Source organism: Allobosea sp. GW823-FHT01F03 (assembly GCF_058798075.1).
On sequence record NZ_CM179505.1, the window covers coordinates 1,100,400 to 1,118,740 of the forward strand.

Annotated in this window: 17 protein-coding genes; 5 read left to right on the plus strand and 12 right to left on the minus strand. The window is 67.6% G+C overall.

What is annotated here, in order from left to right:
• Nucleotides 1-38 precede the first annotated feature (38 nt).
• Nucleotides 39-1,157, plus strand: a complete 1,119-nt coding sequence (locus AC3RCC_RS05055; RefSeq protein WP_492257805.1) for an ROK family protein — start codon at nt 39-41, stop codon at nt 1,155-1,157.
• A gap of 145 nt (nt 1,158-1,302) precedes the next feature.
• On the opposite strand, the gene AC3RCC_RS05060 is transcribed toward AC3RCC_RS05055, so the two are convergent.
• From AC3RCC_RS05060 to AC3RCC_RS05090, 7 genes are all read right to left on the minus strand, one after another.
• Nucleotides 1,303-2,289, minus strand: a complete 987-nt coding sequence (locus tag AC3RCC_RS05060) for an alpha/beta hydrolase (protein WP_492257806.1) — start codon at nt 2,287-2,289, stop codon at nt 1,303-1,305.
• Between the two features lie 73 nt (nt 2,290-2,362).
• Nucleotides 2,363-3,091, minus strand: a complete 729-nt coding sequence (gene soxA / locus AC3RCC_RS05065; protein ID WP_492257807.1) for a sulfur oxidation c-type cytochrome SoxA — start codon at nt 3,089-3,091, stop codon at nt 2,363-2,365.
• A 175-nt stretch (nt 3,092-3,266) separates the two neighbouring features.
• On the minus strand, nt 3,267-3,593 hold the full coding sequence (gene soxZ, locus AC3RCC_RS05070; RefSeq protein WP_492257808.1) for a thiosulfate oxidation carrier complex protein SoxZ: 327 nt from the start codon (nt 3,591-3,593) through the stop codon (nt 3,267-3,269).
• Between the two features lie 5 nt (nt 3,594-3,598).
• A complete protein-coding gene (locus tag AC3RCC_RS05075; protein ID WP_492257809.1) occupies nt 3,599-4,093 on the minus strand; it encodes a thiosulfate oxidation carrier protein SoxY in 495 nt (164 codons plus the stop codon).
• Nucleotides 4,056-4,517 carry a sulfur oxidation c-type cytochrome SoxX gene (soxX, locus tag AC3RCC_RS05080; protein ID WP_492257810.1) on the minus strand — a complete coding sequence of 154 codons (462 nt, stop codon included), beginning with the start codon at nt 4,515-4,517 and terminating at the stop codon, nt 4,056-4,058. Before soxX ends, AC3RCC_RS05075 begins: the two co-directional genes overlap by 38 nt.
• Before the next feature lie 116 nt (nt 4,518-4,633).
• Nucleotides 4,634-6,823 carry a xanthine dehydrogenase family protein molybdopterin-binding subunit gene (locus AC3RCC_RS05085; RefSeq protein WP_492257811.1) on the minus strand — a complete coding sequence of 730 codons (2,190 nt, stop codon included), beginning with the start codon at nt 6,821-6,823 and terminating at the stop codon, nt 4,634-4,636.
• A 90-nt stretch (nt 6,824-6,913) separates the two neighbouring features.
• The gene (locus AC3RCC_RS05090) at nt 6,914-7,381 is read right to left on the minus strand and encodes a (2Fe-2S)-binding protein (RefSeq protein ID WP_291640769.1); all 468 of its coding nucleotides are present in this window, start codon (nt 7,379-7,381) and stop codon (nt 6,914-6,916) included.
• Between the two features lie 442 nt (nt 7,382-7,823).
• Between AC3RCC_RS05090 and AC3RCC_RS05095 the strand changes: the two genes are divergently transcribed.
• Entirely contained in the window at nt 7,824-10,427 is a 2,604-nt protein-coding gene (locus tag AC3RCC_RS05095; RefSeq protein ID WP_492257812.1) for a DUF3772 domain-containing protein, read from the plus strand.
• 43 nt (nt 10,428-10,470) lie between these two features.
• Nucleotides 10,471-10,953 carry a CAP domain-containing protein gene (locus AC3RCC_RS05100; protein ID WP_492257813.1) on the plus strand — a complete coding sequence of 161 codons (483 nt, stop codon included), beginning with the start codon at nt 10,471-10,473 and terminating at the stop codon, nt 10,951-10,953.
• 18 nt (nt 10,954-10,971) lie between these two features.
• On the opposite strand, the gene AC3RCC_RS05105 is transcribed toward AC3RCC_RS05100, so the two are convergent.
• Both AC3RCC_RS05105 and AC3RCC_RS05110 read right to left on the minus strand, forming a co-directional pair.
• Nucleotides 10,972-11,796 carry an OmpA/MotB family protein gene (locus AC3RCC_RS05105; RefSeq protein ID WP_291640774.1) on the minus strand — a complete coding sequence of 275 codons (825 nt, stop codon included), beginning with the start codon at nt 11,794-11,796 and terminating at the stop codon, nt 10,972-10,974.
• A gap of 14 nt (nt 11,797-11,810) precedes the next feature.
• Nucleotides 11,811-12,581 (minus strand): motility protein A, encoded by a 771-nt coding sequence (locus AC3RCC_RS05110; RefSeq protein WP_452117323.1) that lies wholly within the window; start codon nt 12,579-12,581, stop codon nt 11,811-11,813.
• Between the two features lie 239 nt (nt 12,582-12,820).
• Between AC3RCC_RS05110 and AC3RCC_RS05115 the strand changes: the two genes are divergently transcribed.
• The gene (locus AC3RCC_RS05115; protein WP_291640778.1) at nt 12,821-14,629 is read left to right on the plus strand and encodes a glucan ABC transporter ATP-binding protein/ permease; all 1,809 of its coding nucleotides are present in this window, start codon (nt 12,821-12,823) and stop codon (nt 14,627-14,629) included.
• Nucleotides 14,630-14,835: 206 nt separating this feature from the next.
• On the plus strand, nt 14,836-15,165 hold the full coding sequence (locus AC3RCC_RS05120; protein ID WP_492257814.1) for a DUF1330 domain-containing protein: 330 nt from the start codon (nt 14,836-14,838) through the stop codon (nt 15,163-15,165).
• A gap of 6 nt (nt 15,166-15,171) precedes the next feature.
• Here AC3RCC_RS05120 and AC3RCC_RS05125 read toward each other — a convergent pair whose 3' ends face one another.
• Genes AC3RCC_RS05125 through AC3RCC_RS05135 form a run of 3 tightly spaced genes read right to left on the minus strand, consistent with a single transcriptional unit; the run spans nt 15,172 to nt 18,213 of the window.
• A complete protein-coding gene (locus tag AC3RCC_RS05125; RefSeq protein ID WP_291640782.1) occupies nt 15,172-16,479 on the minus strand; it encodes an HlyC/CorC family transporter in 1,308 nt (435 codons plus the stop codon).
• Nucleotides 16,480-16,489: 10 nt separating this feature from the next.
• Nucleotides 16,490-17,635 carry a 3-dehydroquinate synthase gene (gene aroB / locus AC3RCC_RS05130; RefSeq protein WP_492257815.1) on the minus strand — a complete coding sequence of 382 codons (1,146 nt, stop codon included), beginning with the start codon at nt 17,633-17,635 and terminating at the stop codon, nt 16,490-16,492.
• Nucleotides 17,632-18,213, minus strand: a complete 582-nt coding sequence (locus AC3RCC_RS05135) for a shikimate kinase (RefSeq protein ID WP_492257816.1) — start codon at nt 18,211-18,213, stop codon at nt 17,632-17,634. The genes aroB and AC3RCC_RS05135 overlap by 4 nt, the downstream gene beginning before the upstream one ends.
• Nucleotides 18,214-18,341 lie beyond the last annotated feature (128 nt).

The window sequence follows — 18,341 nt, forward strand, 5'->3', positions numbered from 1 at the left end:
CACCGTTCGTTTCCTCGGCGACGGCAGGGGAGCGAACGATGGCGGTTGCAACGGCGGCGAAGGCGGGCACGAAGGGTGGGCATGGTGCGCAGGAGCTGCCCTCGGTCACCGTCACCAGCTATAATCTCGAAATACGCGATGGCGACGGCTTCATCGGCGACAAGGCGAGCCGCGGCGCCTTCATGGACCATCTCGCCGAATTGCGCGGCCATCTTGCCGAGAATGGCGAGGACCCGCTCGGCGACACCGATGCGATGCCGAGCAAGTCCGAGCTCGACGAGCTGATCAGCAAGGGCGAGGCGCGCGAAGCTGCGCTGGTGCTCTCCGCGGTCGAGCGCTTCGCCCAGTCGCTGTCCTTCGTGATCCGTCGCTTCCTGCGGCAGAAGGCCTGGGCTCCGGTCGAGCGCATCGTGGTCGGCGGCGGCTTTCGCCAGAGCCGGGTCGGCGAGCTCGCCATCGCCCGGGCCGGCATCATCCTGCAATCGGAGGGGCATGCGATCGAGCTCGTGCCGGTCCGGCACCATCCGGACGAGGCCGGTCTGGTCGGCAGCGCGCATCTCGCGCCGAAATGGATCTTCGAGGCCTATGACAGCCTGGTCGCCGTCGATATCGGCGGCTCGAACATCCGGGCCGGCATCGTCGAGCTGCGCCAGGACAAGGCGCCCGATCTCAGCAAGGCACGGGTCTGGGAAACCGAGCTCTGGCGTCATGCCGACGATGAGCCGAGCCGCGAGGAGGCGGTGAAACGGCTCGGCAAGATGCTGCGCGAGCAGATCAGGCAAGCCGGGAAGGAGGGCTTGCGCGTCGCGCCCTTTATCGGTGTCGGCTGTCCCGGGCTGATCGAGGCCGATGGCGCGATCGATCGCGGGGCGCAGAACCTGCCGGGCAACTGGTCGAGCAGCCGCTTCAACCTGGTCGAGAGCATCCGCGAGATGGCGCCGGAGATCGGCGAGCACGAGACCGTGGTGGTGATGCACAACGACGCCGTGGTGCAGGGGCTCAGCGAAATGCCGTTCATGCAGGATGTCGAGAACTGGGCCGTGCTGACCATCGGCACCGGGCTCGGCAATGCGAGCTACCGCAACCGGCAGAAGCCGAAGGGCAAGGAGAAGGACACGGACGAGATGGAGAAAGCGGGTAAGGGCAAGAAGGACTGATCTATCCGTCCCTACCTCTGTCATTCCGGCTGGAGCGAAGCGGAATGCCGGAATCCATCATGGGGCGTGCCGCTCGACGATGGATCCCGGAGCGGCGCCGCTTCGCGGCTTGTCCGGGATGACGGCATACGCTGCGTAGTAACCCTCAATCCCGCTTCGCCGGCAGCGCCCACAGCAGCCCGCGCGTGATCACCGCCGGGAAGACGGTGAGGTGGTCCTCGCCGGGGATGATCTCGCTGGTCAGCGACAGGCCGGGATATTCGCGCGAGCGCAGCGCCTTCTCGAAGTCCTGCATGTCGGCGATCATGTCTAGGTTGCGGCTGAAGCGCGGGTCGCTGGAGGCCTTGTTGATCGTCTCATAGGAGGCGATCGCCATCAGCACATTCGCCTTCAGATCCTTGTTGGCGTCGGCATAGGCCTTCTCGCGGGCGAACATCACCTTCTGGTCGAACCAGAGCGAGGGGCTGCCGAGAATGTAGTGCGAGAACATCTTCGGCTCGGTCAGAAGGATGTGGACGCCGAACAGGCCGCCATAGGAGTGGCCGGCATAGATGCTGCGGGTGGTGTCGGTACGATAGGTCGCGGCGACGAAGGGCATCAGCTCCTCGGCGAGGAAGCGGCGATAGCCTTCCGCTTCGCCGAAGAGCGGCGGGCGGCCGGATTCGTCCCTCGTCTTCTCGCCGTTCGGCGTCGGCGTGTAGTCGCGCCGCCGGCTGTATTGCCTGCTATCGCCGATCGCATAGGAGAGGCCGACGAGGATGAACTCCTCCAGCCCCTGGGCGCGGTTGCCGACGCGCTGGGCGATGCTGCGGACCAGCGGGAAGGAATAGTCGCCGTCGCTGACGAACAGCACCGGGAAGCGCCGCCGCGGCGAAGAATGGTAGGATGGCGGCAGGGCGACATAGATCTCGTAATCGCGCTGCAGCGCCTTGGCGCGGATCGTCCTGACCTCGGTGTCCTTGAGGACGAAGGGGGCGGGGTTCGCAGCGGGCGGCGGCGCAGCGGCAGTCGCGGCGGCGGGATTTGCGGCAGGGCCAGCCGCGACGACCGGAGCCTGCGGTTCCGCGGCCGGCTGCGCGAGCGCGGGGGTGGCGCACATCAGCAGGGCGAACAGGGCAGACAGGCGCAGCATCCGCCGCATCTCCGACAGGAATGTGCCGCCATCGTGGCGGCTTCGGCCCGCCGGGCCAAGCCAATCCGGCTGATCAGCGTCGCAGGCCGGGGCTCTCCAAGGCCAGCCCCTTGGCGCGCGCGGCGAGATAGAGTTCCAGCGCGAGATAGTCCGGGGCGCCATAGTCGAACTGCGTGGCGCGGACGCCGAGCGAGCAGGCGCGCAGGCGCCGGTGCAGCGAGCCGACGCCGTTCCATTCGAGGCGATAGGCGGGATAGCCGGTGCCGATGCCATGGCTGATCGTGTCGCCGCGCAGCTTTTCGCCGACGAGACCGTCATGGCATTGCCGGCAGGAGAGGTTGAGCTGGCCCTGCCGGCGCTCATAGAAGGCCTTGCCGGCTTCGAGATAGGGCTTGGCCGCCCCTTCGGTCGCGACGGCCATGGGCAGGCCGCGCGAGAGCGAGGCGACATAGGCGGTGAGCCCCAGCAGTTCAGGGCTTTCATAGCCGAAGGCCGGCTCGTTCTGGCGTTGCGTGCGGCATTGCTCGATGCGCCCTTCGAGATTGAGCAGCTTGCCGCTGGCGGCATCGACCTGCGGATAGCGGGTCGCGGCGCCCTTCAGGCTTCGCTCCGGATCGGCATGGCAGGCGATGCAGGCCGGCGCCGCGCCGCTGTGCCGGCTGAAGAGTTCCCCGCCCTGCTCGACCCAGAGGAAGCCGGGATTGCGGGCCTCGTCAGATTGCTGCCGGAGCATCTCCGGCGAGAGGAAGGCGCTGCCCGGTTTGATCTCCTGGGCTGTTGCGGGGACGGCAGCAAGCAGCAAGCCGATGGACAGGATCGCCAGCCAAACAGACTGACGGGAACCAAAGCCCTCATCCTGAGGAGCGATCGCAGATCGCGTCTCGAAGGATGTTCCAGCGCGCTCTGGAACATCCTTCGAGACGCCGCTGGCGCGGCTCCTCAGGATGAGGGCTGTGATTTTCATCGAAGCGCTGCCGTTACGTCACGACGAGGCGCGCGGTGCGGGTGAAGACCGCCCCGCCATCCTCGCGCCATTCGAAAAGCAGGTCGCCGGTTTCGACGGCCCGGGTGGTGAAGCTGACGAAGGGGTTGGCCGAGATGCCGGTATGCATGTCGAAGCGGAAGACCGGTTCGCCGGCATAGGTTACGGTCAGGCGGTTGAGGATTTTGCGCGGTACGATGCGGCCCTTCGCGTCGACCTGCCCGCCGCGATCCATGGGATGGCGGACGAGCACCCGGATCTCGATGATCTCACCGGCCTTGGCCTCGGCGGGCATGGTGATGCGGGCGTTGAACGTCGACATTGAAGTCAGCCTCCGTCGATGCAGGCGCTGAGCGTCACGACGATATCGGCGTCGGCCATGACATAGCCGCCGCTGCTCAGCGCGGCGATCGCCACGACCTTTTGCGACGTGGCGAGACGCAGGGTGGCGCGGATGTCGGCCCTGCCGCTGCGAGGACCGAGATGAAAGCGCGCCATGTCGGGATAAGGGTTCTTCTCGGCGATGACATGGATCCAGCGGACATGGTCGCTCTCGGTCATCGGAGATTCGACCTGGATCGCGACATCGACCGAATTGCCGTTCTCGACCAGCTGCGGGATGTCGAAGACGATGCCGCCGCGAGCCGGGACGGCTCCCTCGGTGATACGCCCGATCAGCTCGGCGAGGGCGGGAGGCGCGGCGGCATAAGCTGCTGCGGGCGAGATGGCCAGCGCGAAGCCGGCGGCGCCGGCCGCCATCACCTCGCGGCGCGAGGGGCCGGCTTCAGGGCGTGCGCAGGCTGGCGAGATAGGCGACGACATCCTCGATCTCCTGGGCGTTGAGGGCCGGCAGACCGCGAAATTGCGGGGCGACGTCTCGCAATCCTTCGGTGCGGAAATAGGGCGGCATCACGGTTTCCGGGTTGAGCAGGCTGGTGTCGACCAGGCGCAGCCGCAACTGGCCGGCAGTGAGCCTTGCGCCGACGCCGGCGAGTGGCGGGCCGATCGTTCCCTGGAAAGGCTCGTCCGGCACCGGCACCCGGTGGCAGATCAGGCAGTTGCCGCGCGTGCGGTCGAGCACCAGCGCCCGGCCGCGGGGGGCGTCGCCGATCTCGCCTCCGAGCGGCGCCGGGATCGCGTCGCCGGCGATGGTGTAGGCTTCGAGGGCGCCCGCGGGAGCAGCGAGAAGCGTTGCCAGGACAAGCGCTAGTCGTCCCGGGCGACTGCAGGTCGACCCGGGATCCATGCCTGAGCTTTTCAGGTCAGCGTTCCGGCATGGATCCCGGCTCTTCGCTTCGCTCCGGCCGGGATGACCTCGTGTTTTCGCGAAGGGCAACTTGCCTCTCGCAGTGTCGCGCAACCTCACGCCTTGCGCAGATCGGCGTGGCGGAGCGGCATGGACCGCACGCGCTTGCCGGTGGCGGCGAAGATCGCGTTGAGAACGGCCGGCGCCGCGACGGCGATGGTCGGCTCGCCGACGCCGCCCCAGAAGCCGCCCGAGGGCACGATCACCGTCTCGACCGCCGGCATGTCCTCCAGCCGCATGACCGGATAGCTGTCGAAATTCTCCTCGACGATGCGCCCGTCCTTGACGGTGCATTCGCCGAACAGCGCGGCGGAGAGGCCGTAGACGAAGGAGCCCTCGACCTGGCGCTCGATCTGCGCCGGGTTCACGGCATGGCCCGGATCGGTCGCGGCAGTGATCTTGTGGACCTTGAGCTTGCCCTCGGGGCTGACCGAGACCTCGGCGACCGCCGCGACATAGGAGCCGAAGCCCATGGTCTGGCAGATGCCGCGATAGACGCCTTCGGGCGCCTTGGTGCCCCAGCCGGCCTTTTCGGCCACCGCGTTGAGCACGGCGAGGTGCTTGGGATGGCTCTTCATCAGCGCGCGGCGGAATTCGAGCGGGTCCTTGCCGGTGGCATGGGCGAGCTCGTCGATGAAGCATTCGAGATAGATCGTGTTCTGGTTGAGGTTGACCCCACGCCAGAAGCCCGGCGGCACATGCGGATTGCGCATGGCGTGGTCGATCAGGAGGTTCGGGATGGTGTAGCCGATCGAGGCTTCCGGTCCCGGCGGGTTGAGGCCCTGGAAGACGGCGGGGTCGCGGCCGTTCTGGATGTTCTGCGGGAAGATGCCGGCGACGATCGACTGGCCGGAGATGCGCATGTGCAGGCCGGTCAGGTTGCCGTCCTTGTCGAGCGCACCTGTCAGCTTGCACTGGGTCACCGGATGGAAGCGGCCATGCAGCATGTCCTCCTCGCGCGACCAGATCAGCTTTACCGGCGTGCCCGGGATCTGCTTGGCAATCGCGACGACCTGGCGGACCCAGTCATGCACCGCGCCGCGCCGGCCGAAGCCGCCGCCGAGATCGATCTTGTAGGCCTCGCATTTCGCCAGCGGCAGGCCGGAGGCCTCGGCGGTCGCGGCCAGCGCCGCCTCGCCGTTCTGCGTGGGCGTCCAGACCTCGCAGCGCTCCGGCGTGTAGAGTGCGGTCGCGTTCATCACCTCCATGCAGGCATGGTTCTGGAACGGATAGGAATAGACCTGCTTGATCGTCCGCGCCGCGCCGGCGATCGCCGCCTTGACGTCGCCGACCTGGTTGCCGACGGCTGCCTGCGGCGCGTCGAGCCCCTCCTTCAGCCAGGCGGCGATGCTCTCGCTCGAGACCTTGGCATGCTCGCCCTCGTCCCAGACGATGGACAGCGCGTCGAGCGCGGTCTTGGCGCGCCACCAGGTGTCGGCGACGACCGCGACGGCGCTGTCGCCGACCGGCACGACATGCTTCACGCCGGGCATGTCCTTGATCTTTGCAGCGTCGAAACTCTTCACCTTGCCGCCGAAGACCGGGCAGTCCTTGATCGCGGCGTTGAGCATCCCCGGCAGCTTGAAGTCCATCCCGTAGATCTTCTTGCCGTTGGTCTTGTCGGCGGTGTCGAGCCGCTTCAACGGTTTGCCGGCGATGGTCCAGTCCTTCGGATCCTTCAGCGGCACCTCGGTCGGGGGCGAGAGCCTGGCGGCGGCGGCCGCGACCTCGCCATAGCGCAGCGAACGGCCGGACGCCTTGTGGGTGATCACCCCCTTGCTGACGCTGCATTCGGCGGCGGGGACCTTCCATTCGCCGGCCGCGGCCTGGACGAGCATGATCCGCGCAGCCGCGCCGCCCTTGCGGACATAGTCATGGGATTCGCGGATGCCGCGGCTGCCGCCGGTCGAGAAATTTCCCCAGACGCGGTTGCGGGCTAGATTCTGGCCGGGCGTCGGATATTCGGTCGTGACCTTGGCCCAGTCGCATTCCAGCTCCTCGGCGACGAGTTGGGCGAGGCCGGTGAGCGTGCCCTGGCCCATTTCGGAGCGGGCGATGCGGATCACCACCTTGTCGTCGGGCTGGACGACGACCCAGGCGTTGATTTCGGGCGTCGCGCCCTGGGCCAGCGCCTCGTCGGCGAAGGGCACGGAAAAGCCGAAGCTGAAGGCACCAGCGGCGGCGGCCGAGCCGGCGAGCAGGCTGCGGCGGGAGAGCTTCATCTCGACGGCAGAGGCGGATGTCATGGCGTCCTCCAGATTCTGGTCGGCATGGGCGAGGCGAGCGGCCATTCGGCGGATCGCGATCGAGCCCGGCGCTGTGAAGGGAAACAGGGTTCAGCCACGGCCGAGCTCGCCGCCGGCGGCGACCTGCTGAATGGCGGCCTTGACGCGGTTATAGGTGCCGCAGCGGCAGATATTGGTCATCTCGGCCGCGATATCGGCTTCCGACGGCTTGGGATTGGCCTGGAGCATGGCTGCGGCGGCCATGATCATGCCGCTCTGGCAGAAGCCGCATTGCGGCACGTCGTGCTCGATCCAGGCCTTCTGCAGCGGATGGCTGCCATCGGGCGACAGCCCCTCGATGGTTACGATCTTCTGCTCGGCCGTGACGGCGCTCACCGGCATGGAGCAGGAGCGCGTGGCGACACCGTCGACATGCACGGTGCAGGCGCCGCATTGAGCGACGCCGCAGCCATATTTCGTGCCGGTCAGGCCGATTTGCTCGCGTATGACCCAGAGTAGCGGCGTGTCGCCGTCGACCTCCACATCGATCGTCTTGCCGTTGATGTTGAGCTTAGCCATCGCAAACCTCCCGGTTTCGATTCCAGAGCTGGCGAGAGAGCCAGCGCGCCTCGCCGTTCGGTCGTTCCGGCCGCTCCGGGCCAGATTTATATTGGACGAAATACAAACCGAGTTGGCGCGGGAGCGCCAGTACCTCTGCGGCATGGCGGCGATCACGGTCTCGCGGGGGCGGGGGTAACGCCGTGGCCGGAGCGCGAAGCCGCCGCAGCGACGAGGTTCCGCCATCATGCTGTCCGGTTTCTTGCCGAAATGGCGCTGCGTGACCGCAGTATCCGGCTCGTTTTCACGGGAATGTGATGTCCTTCTCCGAACCTTGCCGGCCGGCGCGGCGTCGCCGCGAAGCCCGCCCGCAACCGCTTTTCTCCGGCATGCTTGATTTCGCCGCGCAGCGGTGGCGAGGCTGCGCAAGGATGCGAATCAGCCCGGCGAGATCGGAATGCCAGTGACGTCGAAAGCCCGTAACGCCTTCGCCGTTCTGGGCGGCCGACTCGGCGCCGCCCTGTTCGGGCTCTTCCTGCTGCTGCCGCTCTCGGCGCTGGCCCAGCCGGCCGACCCGGCGGCCGCGCGCGCCAGAGTCGATTCGATCAGGGGCGAGCTGACCCAGATCGAGTCGGCGCTGGGCAATCCAAATGCCTCCGATGCCGAGCTGCAGCGGCAGAGGCTGCGCCTGCAGCCCCTGCTCGACCAGATCCGCGCCCTGACCGAGGAACAGGCACCGCGCTTCGAGCAGGCGAGGGCGCGGCTCGAGCAGCTCGGGCCGAAGCCGGACGCCAAGGCGCCGCCGGAAGCCGCTGAAGTCGCCAAGGAGCGCGATGCGCGCGAAAAGGGGTTCTCCGAGGCCGACGAGTCGCTCAAGCTCGCCCGGGCGACCCAGCTCCAGGCCGAGCAACTGCAGACGGCGATCAGCGACCTCAGGCGCGAGCGCTTCGCCAAGATGCTGTTCGCGCCCGGCCCCTCGCCGCTGAGCCCGGAAACCTGGGCCGCGACGGTCACGACGCTGCCGTCGGATATTCGCGCCTCGCATCTCGTCTTCGGTGATTGGCTCTCGGTCTTCAGCGCCGCGCTGCTGAGCCCCCGCGGGGTGATCGTGCTGCTCGGCTTCATTGGCGCGATCGGCCTCTATGTTGCCCGCGCGCGCTATCTGCCGCGATTGAGCAACCGTCTCGCGGCGCATGAGACCGATAGCGAGGTCCGTTGCCTTTATGGCGCGATCATCCGCTTGTTCGCCCGTTCGGCGCCGCCGGCGCTGGCGAGCTGGCTGATCTATGCCGCGCTCAACACGGCCGGCCTGTTGCCGCCCCGCATCCAGCCGGTGATCCTCGCCATCGTCTACGGGCTCGCGCTCTTCGCCTTTGTCCAGGCACTGGCCGACGCGCTGTTCGCCCCGGGCGAGCCGCAGCGCCGGTTGGTCAGCGTGATGGAATCGACCGCGCGCACCGTGGTCTGGATGGCCGGCTGGCTCGCCATCGTGATGGCGAGCGGCAAGGTTCTCGAAGCCTGGCTGCAGGCGATCGCCGCCGGTCTGACGCTGTCGATCATCGTGCGCAGCGTCCTTGCCGCGCTTTTTGCGCTGACGCTGGTCGTCGGCCTCTACCGGTTGCGCGACAATGACGAGATCGAGCAGGAAGCCTGCCTCGGCCCTTATGTTCCGGTCGACGGGGCCAGCCTCGGTCCGGTGCGCATCCTGTCCTGGGTGGTCGGCGTCGCCATCATCCTGGCGGTGCTGCTCGGCTATGTCGTGCTCGCCACCTTCCTGACCGAGCAGGTGCTCTGGCTCGGGATCCTCGCCGGCCTCTTCGTGCTGCTGATGCAACTGATCGAGCTCGGCATCGGCAATCTCCTGACCGGCGAGGGGCGCTTCGCGCTGACCCTGCGGACGGGCGTCGGCCTGCGCGCCGCCACTTTGCAGAAATTCGCGGTGGTGCTCACCGGCGTGCTCAAGATCGTGCTGATCGTCGTGACGATCATGCTGGTCCTGGCGCCCTGGGGGCTGGAATCGGCTGACTTCCTGACCTCCCTGCGCGCGGCCTTCTTCGGTTTCCAGGTCGGCGGCGTCACCGTCTCGCTGTCTTCGATCTTCGTCGCCGCCGCGATGTTCGCGCTCGGTCTCGCCGCGACGCGCTCGCTGCAGGGCTGGCTCAACGACAAGTTCCTGCCGACGACCAAGCTCGACACCGGCCTGCGCAATTCGATCACCACCGCCGCCGGCTATCTCGGCTATGCAGCTGCCGTAGCGCTCGCGGTCTCGACGCTCGGCTTCAGCCTGGAGCGGCTGACGCTGGTCGCCTCGGCGCTCTCCGTCGGTATCGGTTTCGGCCTGCAATCGGTGGTGTCGAACTTCGTTTCGGGGCTGATACTGCTCTGGGAGCGGCCGATCCGGGTCGGCGACCAGGTGCTGGTCGGTGACGCCGAGGGCATCGTCAAGCGCATCAATGTGCGCTCGACCGAGATCGAGACCTTCGACCGCTCCACGGTCGTCGTGCCGAACTCGAACCTGGTCTCCGGCGTGGTGCGCAACCGTGTCCGCTCCGACCGTACGGGGCGCGTGCTGATCTCGATCAGCGTGCCGCGCACATTCGATCCGACCGAGGTGCGTTCCCTGCTGGCGGATGCCGGCACCGAGCATGGCGACGTGCTGAAGAAGCCGCCGCCAAACGTGCTGTTCAAGAAGATCGCCACGACGACCCTGGATTTCGACCTGATCTGCGTGGTCGGTGACGTCGACCAGGTCGGCCGCGTCACCAGCGATCTCAACTACGTCATCCACAAGCGCCTCGCCGAGCTCGAGAAGCCGGCAGCGGCCGCCGAGTTGACGGTGAAGGGGCTGGAGGGCATCGAGCAGTCGCTCGGCAGCATCGCGACCGCCGTCGCCGGCGAGCGCAAGGCTCCCGCGCGGAAGGGAGCGAGCAAGGTCAAGGCGAGCCGGTCCCGCGCGGCGAACGAAGTCGCAGCGGACGAGACCGAGGAAGATGCTCCCGCCAAGAACGGCTCTGCGCCGGAGGCCGGCAAGGACGAGGCCGCAGGCAAGGACGACAACAAGGAATGATGCGATGCTTTCGTTTTCCGCTCGTCCCGCCCGTGGGCGCGCAATGAGCTGCCCTGCCGCGCTGGCCGGCGCCCTGGCGCTGTTCAACATCGCCGGCTGCACCGAGCCGGTACGGACCCAGCCGGCCTTCTATCGCGATCTCGGCTCGCCCTCGGCGCGCGTCGATGCGGAGGCGGCGCGGGCGACGATCTCGGCCTATCGCCTGAATGCCGGCCTCGCCACGCTGAAGCTCGATCCGGAGCTGATGCAGGCGGCCGAGCAGGAGGCGAAAGCGATGGCGGCGGCCGACAAACCGGCGCAGGCCGAAGCGGTCAAGGCACGTCTGGCGCGCGCCGGCCAGCCCGGAGCCGAGGCCAATCTCTCGGCCGGCTACCGGCGGCTGGCGGAGGCCTTTTCCGGCTGGCGCGATTCGCCCCAGCACGATCGCGTCATGAAGGCGCCGGGCGCGACCCGGATGGGCATCGCTTCGGCCTATGCGCCAGGTTCGAAATACCAGGTCTACTGGGCACTGATCGTCGCGCCCTGATCCCGGCGGGGGCCGGCGTCAGGGCTTTGCGCCGTTGGGCAAGGGCGGCGCGTCCGCCTTCAGCACGATGGCGACGCGGCGGTTGAAGGGCAGATAGGGATTGTCCTTGATCAGCGGCTCGGTGTCGGCCTTGCCGGCGACCGAGGCGAAGCGCTCGTCGGGTACGCCGGCATTGCCGAGGATCTCCCGCACGGCGGAGGCACGGCCGACCGAGAGTGCCCAGGGATTGCCACGTAGGAATGTGCCCGGCCTCGGCGTTGCGGTATGGCCGGTGATCGCGATCTTGTTGGGCATGCGGCGCAGCGTCGGAGCGATGGCGGCGAGCAACTTGCGCATGCTGGCATTGGGCTGGACCGAGCTCTCGTCGAACATGGCGCGCCCATCCTGGTCGACGAGCTGGATGTCGATGCCGGTCTCCGAGACCTCGACGAGGATGTTGCGCGAGAGCTCGCCGATCTCCGGCATCTCGCGCAGGGCCTGACGCAGCGAGGCGGCGGCGAGCGCAAAGCCGCGATCATGCGTCGCCGAGATCAGGCCGTCTTCCTTCTGCTGGTTGTGGTTGGGCGCGGTGTTGTCGGAAGCGTCCTCGATCGGCCGGACATAGGAATTCTTGATATGGGTCTTGGTCGGGATGCCGTCGACCTCGACGATGCCGGCGAGGCGGACGTCCTTTTGCGTGCCGAAGGCGTCGCGCATCGAGCCGGCGACGATCTGGAGCTTCTGCTTGTCCTGGCTGGAATAGGCCGCGACCATGACGAAGAAGGCCATCAGCAGCGCCATCAGGTCGGCGAAGGTCACGAACCAGCCGTGACCGCCATGGCCGCCGCGCTTCTTCCTGGCCATCGTTCAGCCGCCCTTCAGCTGGCTTGCGCCATCTCGGCCCGATGATGATCGGGCAGATAGGCCAGCAGCATTTCGCGCACCAGGGTCGGGCTCTTGGCGTCGCGCATCTGCAGCACGCCGTCGATGATCAGCGTGCGCGAGATCTCCTCCTCCTCGAGCTTGATGTGCAGCTTGTCGGCGATCGGCAGGGTGAGCATGTTGGCGACCATGGCGCCGTAGAGCGTCGCCAGCAGTGCGGTCGCCATGGCCGGGCCGAGCTTGGACGGGTCGGACATGTTGGCGAACATGGTGACCATGCCGATTATGGTGCCGATCATGCCCCAGGCCGGGGCGCAGTCGCCGATGGCGCGGTAGACCTTCGAGCCTTCGTCGAGCCGCTGCAGGAAGTTGTCGCGGTCGCGCTCCATCGTGTCGCGAATGAAATCCTTGTCGTAGCCGTCGGCGATGTAGCGCAGTCCCTGGGCCAGGAACGGGTCGGAGACCTCGACGTTTTCCAGCGCCACCGGGCCGCTCTTGCGGTTGATCTCGGCGACGCGGGTGATCTCGTCGATCAGCTCGCGCGGATGGATGGCGCGCATGGTGAAGGCGAAGCGGATGCCCATGGGCAGGCCATTGGCGATCACCGAGAAAGGGAAGCGCAGCAGGGTGGCAGCCGAGGCGCCGCCGAAGATGATGATCGCGGCGTGCTTGTCCCAATAGGCGGCGAAATTGCCACCATCGATCAAGATCAGCGAGACGATCGTCGCGATGCCACCGATAATGCCGACGCCGGTTGCGAGATCCATGAAAAGGCTATCCTGATGCGCGTCGCCGCCGACGCTGCTCGCCCGGCCTCTCGCATGCTCCAAACGATAGGGCGCGCGGGTTGAAGGAAGCGTTAAGGTTGAGAAACTCCTCATGCCGGCAGGCGCTGCAGGGATCTGAAGGCGGTTTCGCCGAATCGCGATGGAGCCCGTTTGATTTCGCGCCGGATTTTCACCACAACCGGTGTCGTCTGCTCGCGCCCGTACTCTAAGGTCCTGCGATGTCCCTGTTTGCGCTCTATGCCCGCGTGCTCGGCGAACTCGGCCCCGAGAGGCGCCTCGGGCTGATCCTGGCATTGGCCAATATCGCCCTGGCGGCGGCGGCTTTCGCCGAGCCGATGCTGTTCGGTGCGCTGATCGACAAGCTGACCAGCGTCCAGAACGCGGGCAACCGGCCGAGCTGGAGCGACATCAACCTCCTGATCGCCGCCTGGGTCGGCTTCGGCCTGTTCAACATCGCCGCGGGCGTGTTCGTCGCGCTGTTCGCCGATCGTCTGGCGCATCGCCGGCGGCTCGCGGTGATGGCGAACTATTTCGAGCACGCGCTGACGCTGCCGCTCGCCTATCACACGCAGACCCATTCCGGCCGCGTCCTCAAGGTGATGCTGGAAGGCACCAGCGGCATGTGGGCGCTGTGGCTCTCCTTCTTTCGTGAGCATTGCGCGAGCTTCGTCGCGCTCTTCATCCTGCTGCCCTTCACGCTCTGGAAGAACTGGCAGCTCGGGCTCCTGCTGATCTTCCTGGTCGTGCTGTTCGGCTCGCTGACGGCCTATGTGCTGCGCAAGACCGACAAGCTGCAGAGCAATGTCGAGAGCTATCATTCGAGCCTCGCCGAGCGGGCTTCGGACGCGCTCGGCAACGTCCCGGTGATCCAGAGCTTCACCCGGATCGAGGCCGAGGTACGCGGCCTGCGCTCGACGATCACCAGCCTGCTCGAAGCTCAGATCCCGGTCCTGACCTGGTGGGCGGTGGCGACGGTGGCAACGCGCGCCTCGGCGACGCTGACCGTGCTCTCGATCTTCGTCGTCGGCACCTGGCTCCTGATGCAGGGGCAGACCACGGTCGGCGAGATCGTCACCTTCATGGGCTTCGCCACCATGCTGGTCGGCCGGCTCGAGCAGATCGTCGCCTTCGTCAACTTCATCTTCATGCAGGCGCCGAAGATGCGGGAGTTCTTCGAGGTGGTCGACACGCTGCCGGCGGTGCGCGACCTGCCGGGTGCGCCCGATGCCGGCCGGCTCGAAGGCCGCATCACCTTCGACGACGTCTCCTTCTCCTATGACGGCAAGCGTGCCGCCGTGGCCGACGTCTCCTTCGAGGTCATGCCCGGCGAGACGATCGCCATCGTCGGCTCGACCGGTTCGGGCAAGTCGACCACGCTCGGCCTGCTGCACCGGGCCTTCGATCCGCAATCGGGCCGGATCCTCGCCGATGGCAGGGACATCCGCGAGATCTCGCTGCTCTCGCTGCGCCGGAACATCGGCGTCGTCTTCCAGGAGCCGATGCTGTTCGCCCGCTCGATCCGCGAGAACCTGACCGTCGGCAAGCCGGACGCGACCGATGCCGAGATGATGGAAGCGCTCGACCGTGCCCAGGCGACGGAGGTGATGGCGCGCCAGCCCGACGGGCTCGACACCATCGTCGGCGAGCGCGGCCGCACCCTCTCCGGCGGTGAGCGCCAGCGCCTCTCGATCGCCCGGGCGCTGCTCAAGAACCCGCCGATCCTGATCCTCGACGAGGCGACCTCGGCGCTCGATGCAGCAACTGAAGTCAAACTTCAAAAAGCTCTCGACGAGGTGATGAAGGGGCGCACCACCTTCGTCATCGCCCACCGTCTCGCCACGATCCGCAATGCCGACCGCATCCTGGTCTTCGAGCAGGGCCGGGTGATCGAGATGGGCTCCTTCGAGGAACTCGTCGCCAAGGGCGGGCGCTTCGAGGCGCTGGCGCGGGCGCAGTATCTCGTGACCGACAAGCCCGCCGAGGCGAGGGAGTCGTCGCTGGCGACCAAGGGTATCGTCGAGGGGTGAGCTATAGCATCGGACCGAAAAGTGGACTCCACTTTTCGGACAACTCCGATGCGACAACAATGAGATAGATCACCGTGACCGCGTCCGAACGGACGCGCGGTGATCTAGGGCGGCTTCCCTTACCTGTGAGGTAATCGACCGGCCGCTCCATTGCCCGCATGGTCGCCGGTATCGCGGGTCGAGACCCGCTCCAAGGGGACCTTGCCATGACCGCCTATGCCATCGCCCATTTGCGCGACGTCGATCGCAACGCCGAGATCGTCGACTACATCCTGCGCATCGACGAGACCCTCGCGCCCTTCGGTGGCCGCTTCCTGATCCATGGCGTGACGCCCGAGGTTCTGGAAGGGCCCTGGGAGGGCGATCTCGTCGTCATCGCCTTTCCGGATCGTGAAGCCGCGCAGGCCTGGTACGCCTCGCCGGGCTATCAGGCGATCCTGCCGCTCAGGACGAACAATTCGCGCAGTGCCGCCTTCATCGTCGAAGGAGCGCCGGAGGGGTACCGGGCGACCGATTTCCTGGCGAAGCTCGGCTGACCGCGATCAGGCGGCGGGGGGCGGCTCGGCCGGGCCGTTGCCCGTCGGCGTGATCCGCAGCGCGGTGACGCGGTTGCGGCTCTTGCGCATCACCTCGAAGCGGAAGCCGTGGAAGGTGAAGGCCTGGCCGGCTTCGGGAATGGCGCGCGCCTCGTGGATGACGAGCCCGGCGACAGTGGTCGCCTCCTCGTCCGGCAGGTTCCAGTCCATGGCGCGGTTGAGGTCGCGGATCGGCGCCCCGCCATCGACGATGACCGAGCCATCCGCCTGCGGGCGCAGGCCGGGCAGGGCGATGTCGTGCTCGTCGCGGATATCGCCGACGATCTCTTCGAGGATGTCCTCCAGGGTGACCAGACCCATGACCTCGCCATATTCGTCGACGGCGAGGGCGAAATGCGTCTTGCGGGCGAGGAAGGCCTTGAGCTGCTCGGGCAGCGAGGTCGTCACCGGCACGAACCAGGGCGAAAGCGCGATCTCGCCGACATCGAGCCTGCCGGCATCGCCGCCCGCGGCGTCGAGCGCGCGCAGCAAATCCTTGGCGTGCAGGATGCCGACGATGTTCTCCGGCTTTTCGAGCCAGAGCGGCAGGCGCGTATAGGGCGAGGCGAGGACCTCGCGCACGATCGCCTCGGGGCCGAGATCGAGATTGATCGTGCGCATCTTGGTGCGGTGGATCATCACGTCGGCGACTTCGAGGTCCTTCAGGTCGAGCAGGCCGCTGACCATGTCGCCATCGGCCTTCTCGACCGTGCCCTGCTGGCGCATCAGCTCGACCTGGTCGCGCAGCACCTCGTCGGTGGCGAGCACGGGGCGCTGCGAATCGATCCGCAGCCCGAACAGGCCGATGCAGCGCCGCGCCAGCCATTGCAGCAGGCGTAGCGGCGGGCCGAGCACGGTGAGCAGGCGCGCCACCGGCCGGACGAAGAAGAGCGCCGTGCGGTCCGGCTTGGCGACCGCCACCATGCGCGGCGCGAGCTCGCCGAAAAGAATGGCGAGCAGCGCGACGGCCGCTGCGGCGCAGAGCGCGCCCGATGCGCCATAGAGGACCGCGGCGGCATAGGTGGCGAAGGCCGCCGTCGCGGTCTTGACCAAGGTGCGTGCGAGCAGGAGGACGCCGCTCAGGCGCTCGCGGTTCGACAGCGCGCGCAGCGCGATCGCGGCGCGCCGGCTGCCGGCCTTCTCCTGTGCGGTGAGTCGTGCGCGGGATGTCGCGTTGAGCGCCGCCTCGCTGGCCGAGAGGAAGCCGGTCAGCAACAGGCCGAGAACGACGATCGCGACCGCCAGCCAGGGATCGATGGGGACGAGCGCGGCCATTGGCGTGCGATCAGGCCCCCGCGAGTTCGCTTTCGATGAAGCCGCGCACCTCGTCGGCGGGAACGCCCGGCGCGATGAAGCTCTTGCCGATGCCGTGGGCGAGGATGAAGGTCAGTGCGCCGCGCTTGACCTTCTTGTCCTGGGTCATGGCCTCGACGATCTCGGCGGCGCTGCCGACGCCGCCCGGCACGTCCTGCAGCCGCGAGGGCAGGCCGACCGCGCCAAGATGTGCCGCGACGCGCCCGGCATCCTGGCCCGGGCAGAGGCCGAGCCGCTGCGAGAAGCGGAAGGCCAGCGCGAGGCCGATCGCGACCGCTTCGCCATGGACGAGGCGGCTGGAATCATAGGCGGTCAGCCGCTCCAGCGCATGGGCGAAGGTGTGACCGAGATTGAGCAAGGCGCGGTCGCCATCCTCGCGCTCGTCGCGCACCACGATTCCCGCCTTGGCGCGGCAGGCGGTGGCGACGGCATGGTCGCGCTCCGGCCCGCCGGCGATGACGCGCCGCCAGTTCGCCTCGCACCAGTCGAAGAAGGCGGCGTCGTCGATCAACCCGTACTTCACCACCTCGGCATAACCGGCCTTGAACTCGCGTTCGCTGAGCGTATCGAGCAGAGCGGTGTCGCAAATCACCAGAGCCGGCTGGTGGAAGGCGCCGATCAGGTTCTTGCCATGGCCGGAATTGATGCCGGTCTTGCCGCCGACCGAGGAATCGACCTGGGCGAGCAGGCTCGTCGGAATCTGGACGAAGCGCACGCCGCGCCGCAGCACCGAGGCGGCAAAGCCCGAGAGGTCGCCGACGACACCGCCGCCGAGCGCGATGACGAGATCGTTGCGCTCGATCTTGGCGGCCAGCAGCCCGTCGCAGAGCTCGACGAAGCAGGGATAGGATTTGGAGGCCTCGCCGGGCCGGATCGTCAGGCGGGTCGTCGCGATGCCGGCCTGGTGCAGGCAGCTTTCCAGCGCCGGGGCGTGCAGCGTGGCGAGATTGTCGTCGGTGACGATGGCGGCGCGGGCACCCGGAGCGAGCTTGGCGATGACCCCGGCGGCCTCGCAGAGCTGGTGACGCCCGATCAGGATGTCATAGGCGCGCTCGCCGAGCGGAACGGGAACGAGAATGCGCTCGGCGCGCGCGGCATCTGCTGCTTGCTTGGTCATCGGCTGCTCGTTGCACGCTCGAGCTCTGCGAGCGCGGCTTCGACGACGATCTCATGCGGATCGTCGCTGGAAATCACGGTGATGTCGGCCTGGGAATAGACCGGTTCGCGCTCGGCGAGGAGGCGGCGCATCGTCCCCTCCGGGTCGGCGGTACGCAGTAGCGGGCGGTTGCTACGCTTGCGCACGCGGCGCATCAGCACGTCGACATCGGCCTTGAGCCAGATCGAGATGCCGAATTCGGCGATCCGGGCGCGGGTGTCGGGATTCATATAGGCGCCGCCGCCGGTCGCCAGCACCAGGGGTGAACGAGTAGCCAGGATGCGCGCGATGACGCGGCGCTCGCCGTCGCGGAATTCGGTCTCGCCGCGCTGGGCGAAGATGTCGGGGATCGACATGCCGGCGGCCGTCTCGATCTCGGTGTCGGCATCGACGAAGGGCAGGCCGAGACGTGTGGCGAGCCGCTTGCCGACCGAGCTCTTGCCCGACCCCATCATGCCGACGAGCACGACGGAGCGCCGGCCGAGCGCGGTGCGCAGGGCGGCGACATCAAGCGTTTCGACAGTATCGGCCATCAGCATCGCAACGTTTCCTCCTTGCCGCTCTAGCATGTGCGATGCTTTGCCGCCACGTCCTCCTGATGCGCCGCGCAGGTCCTGCCGCGCCTTGACCGGCCGCGACGAGTCAGACTGCTACCGGCCGATGCAGG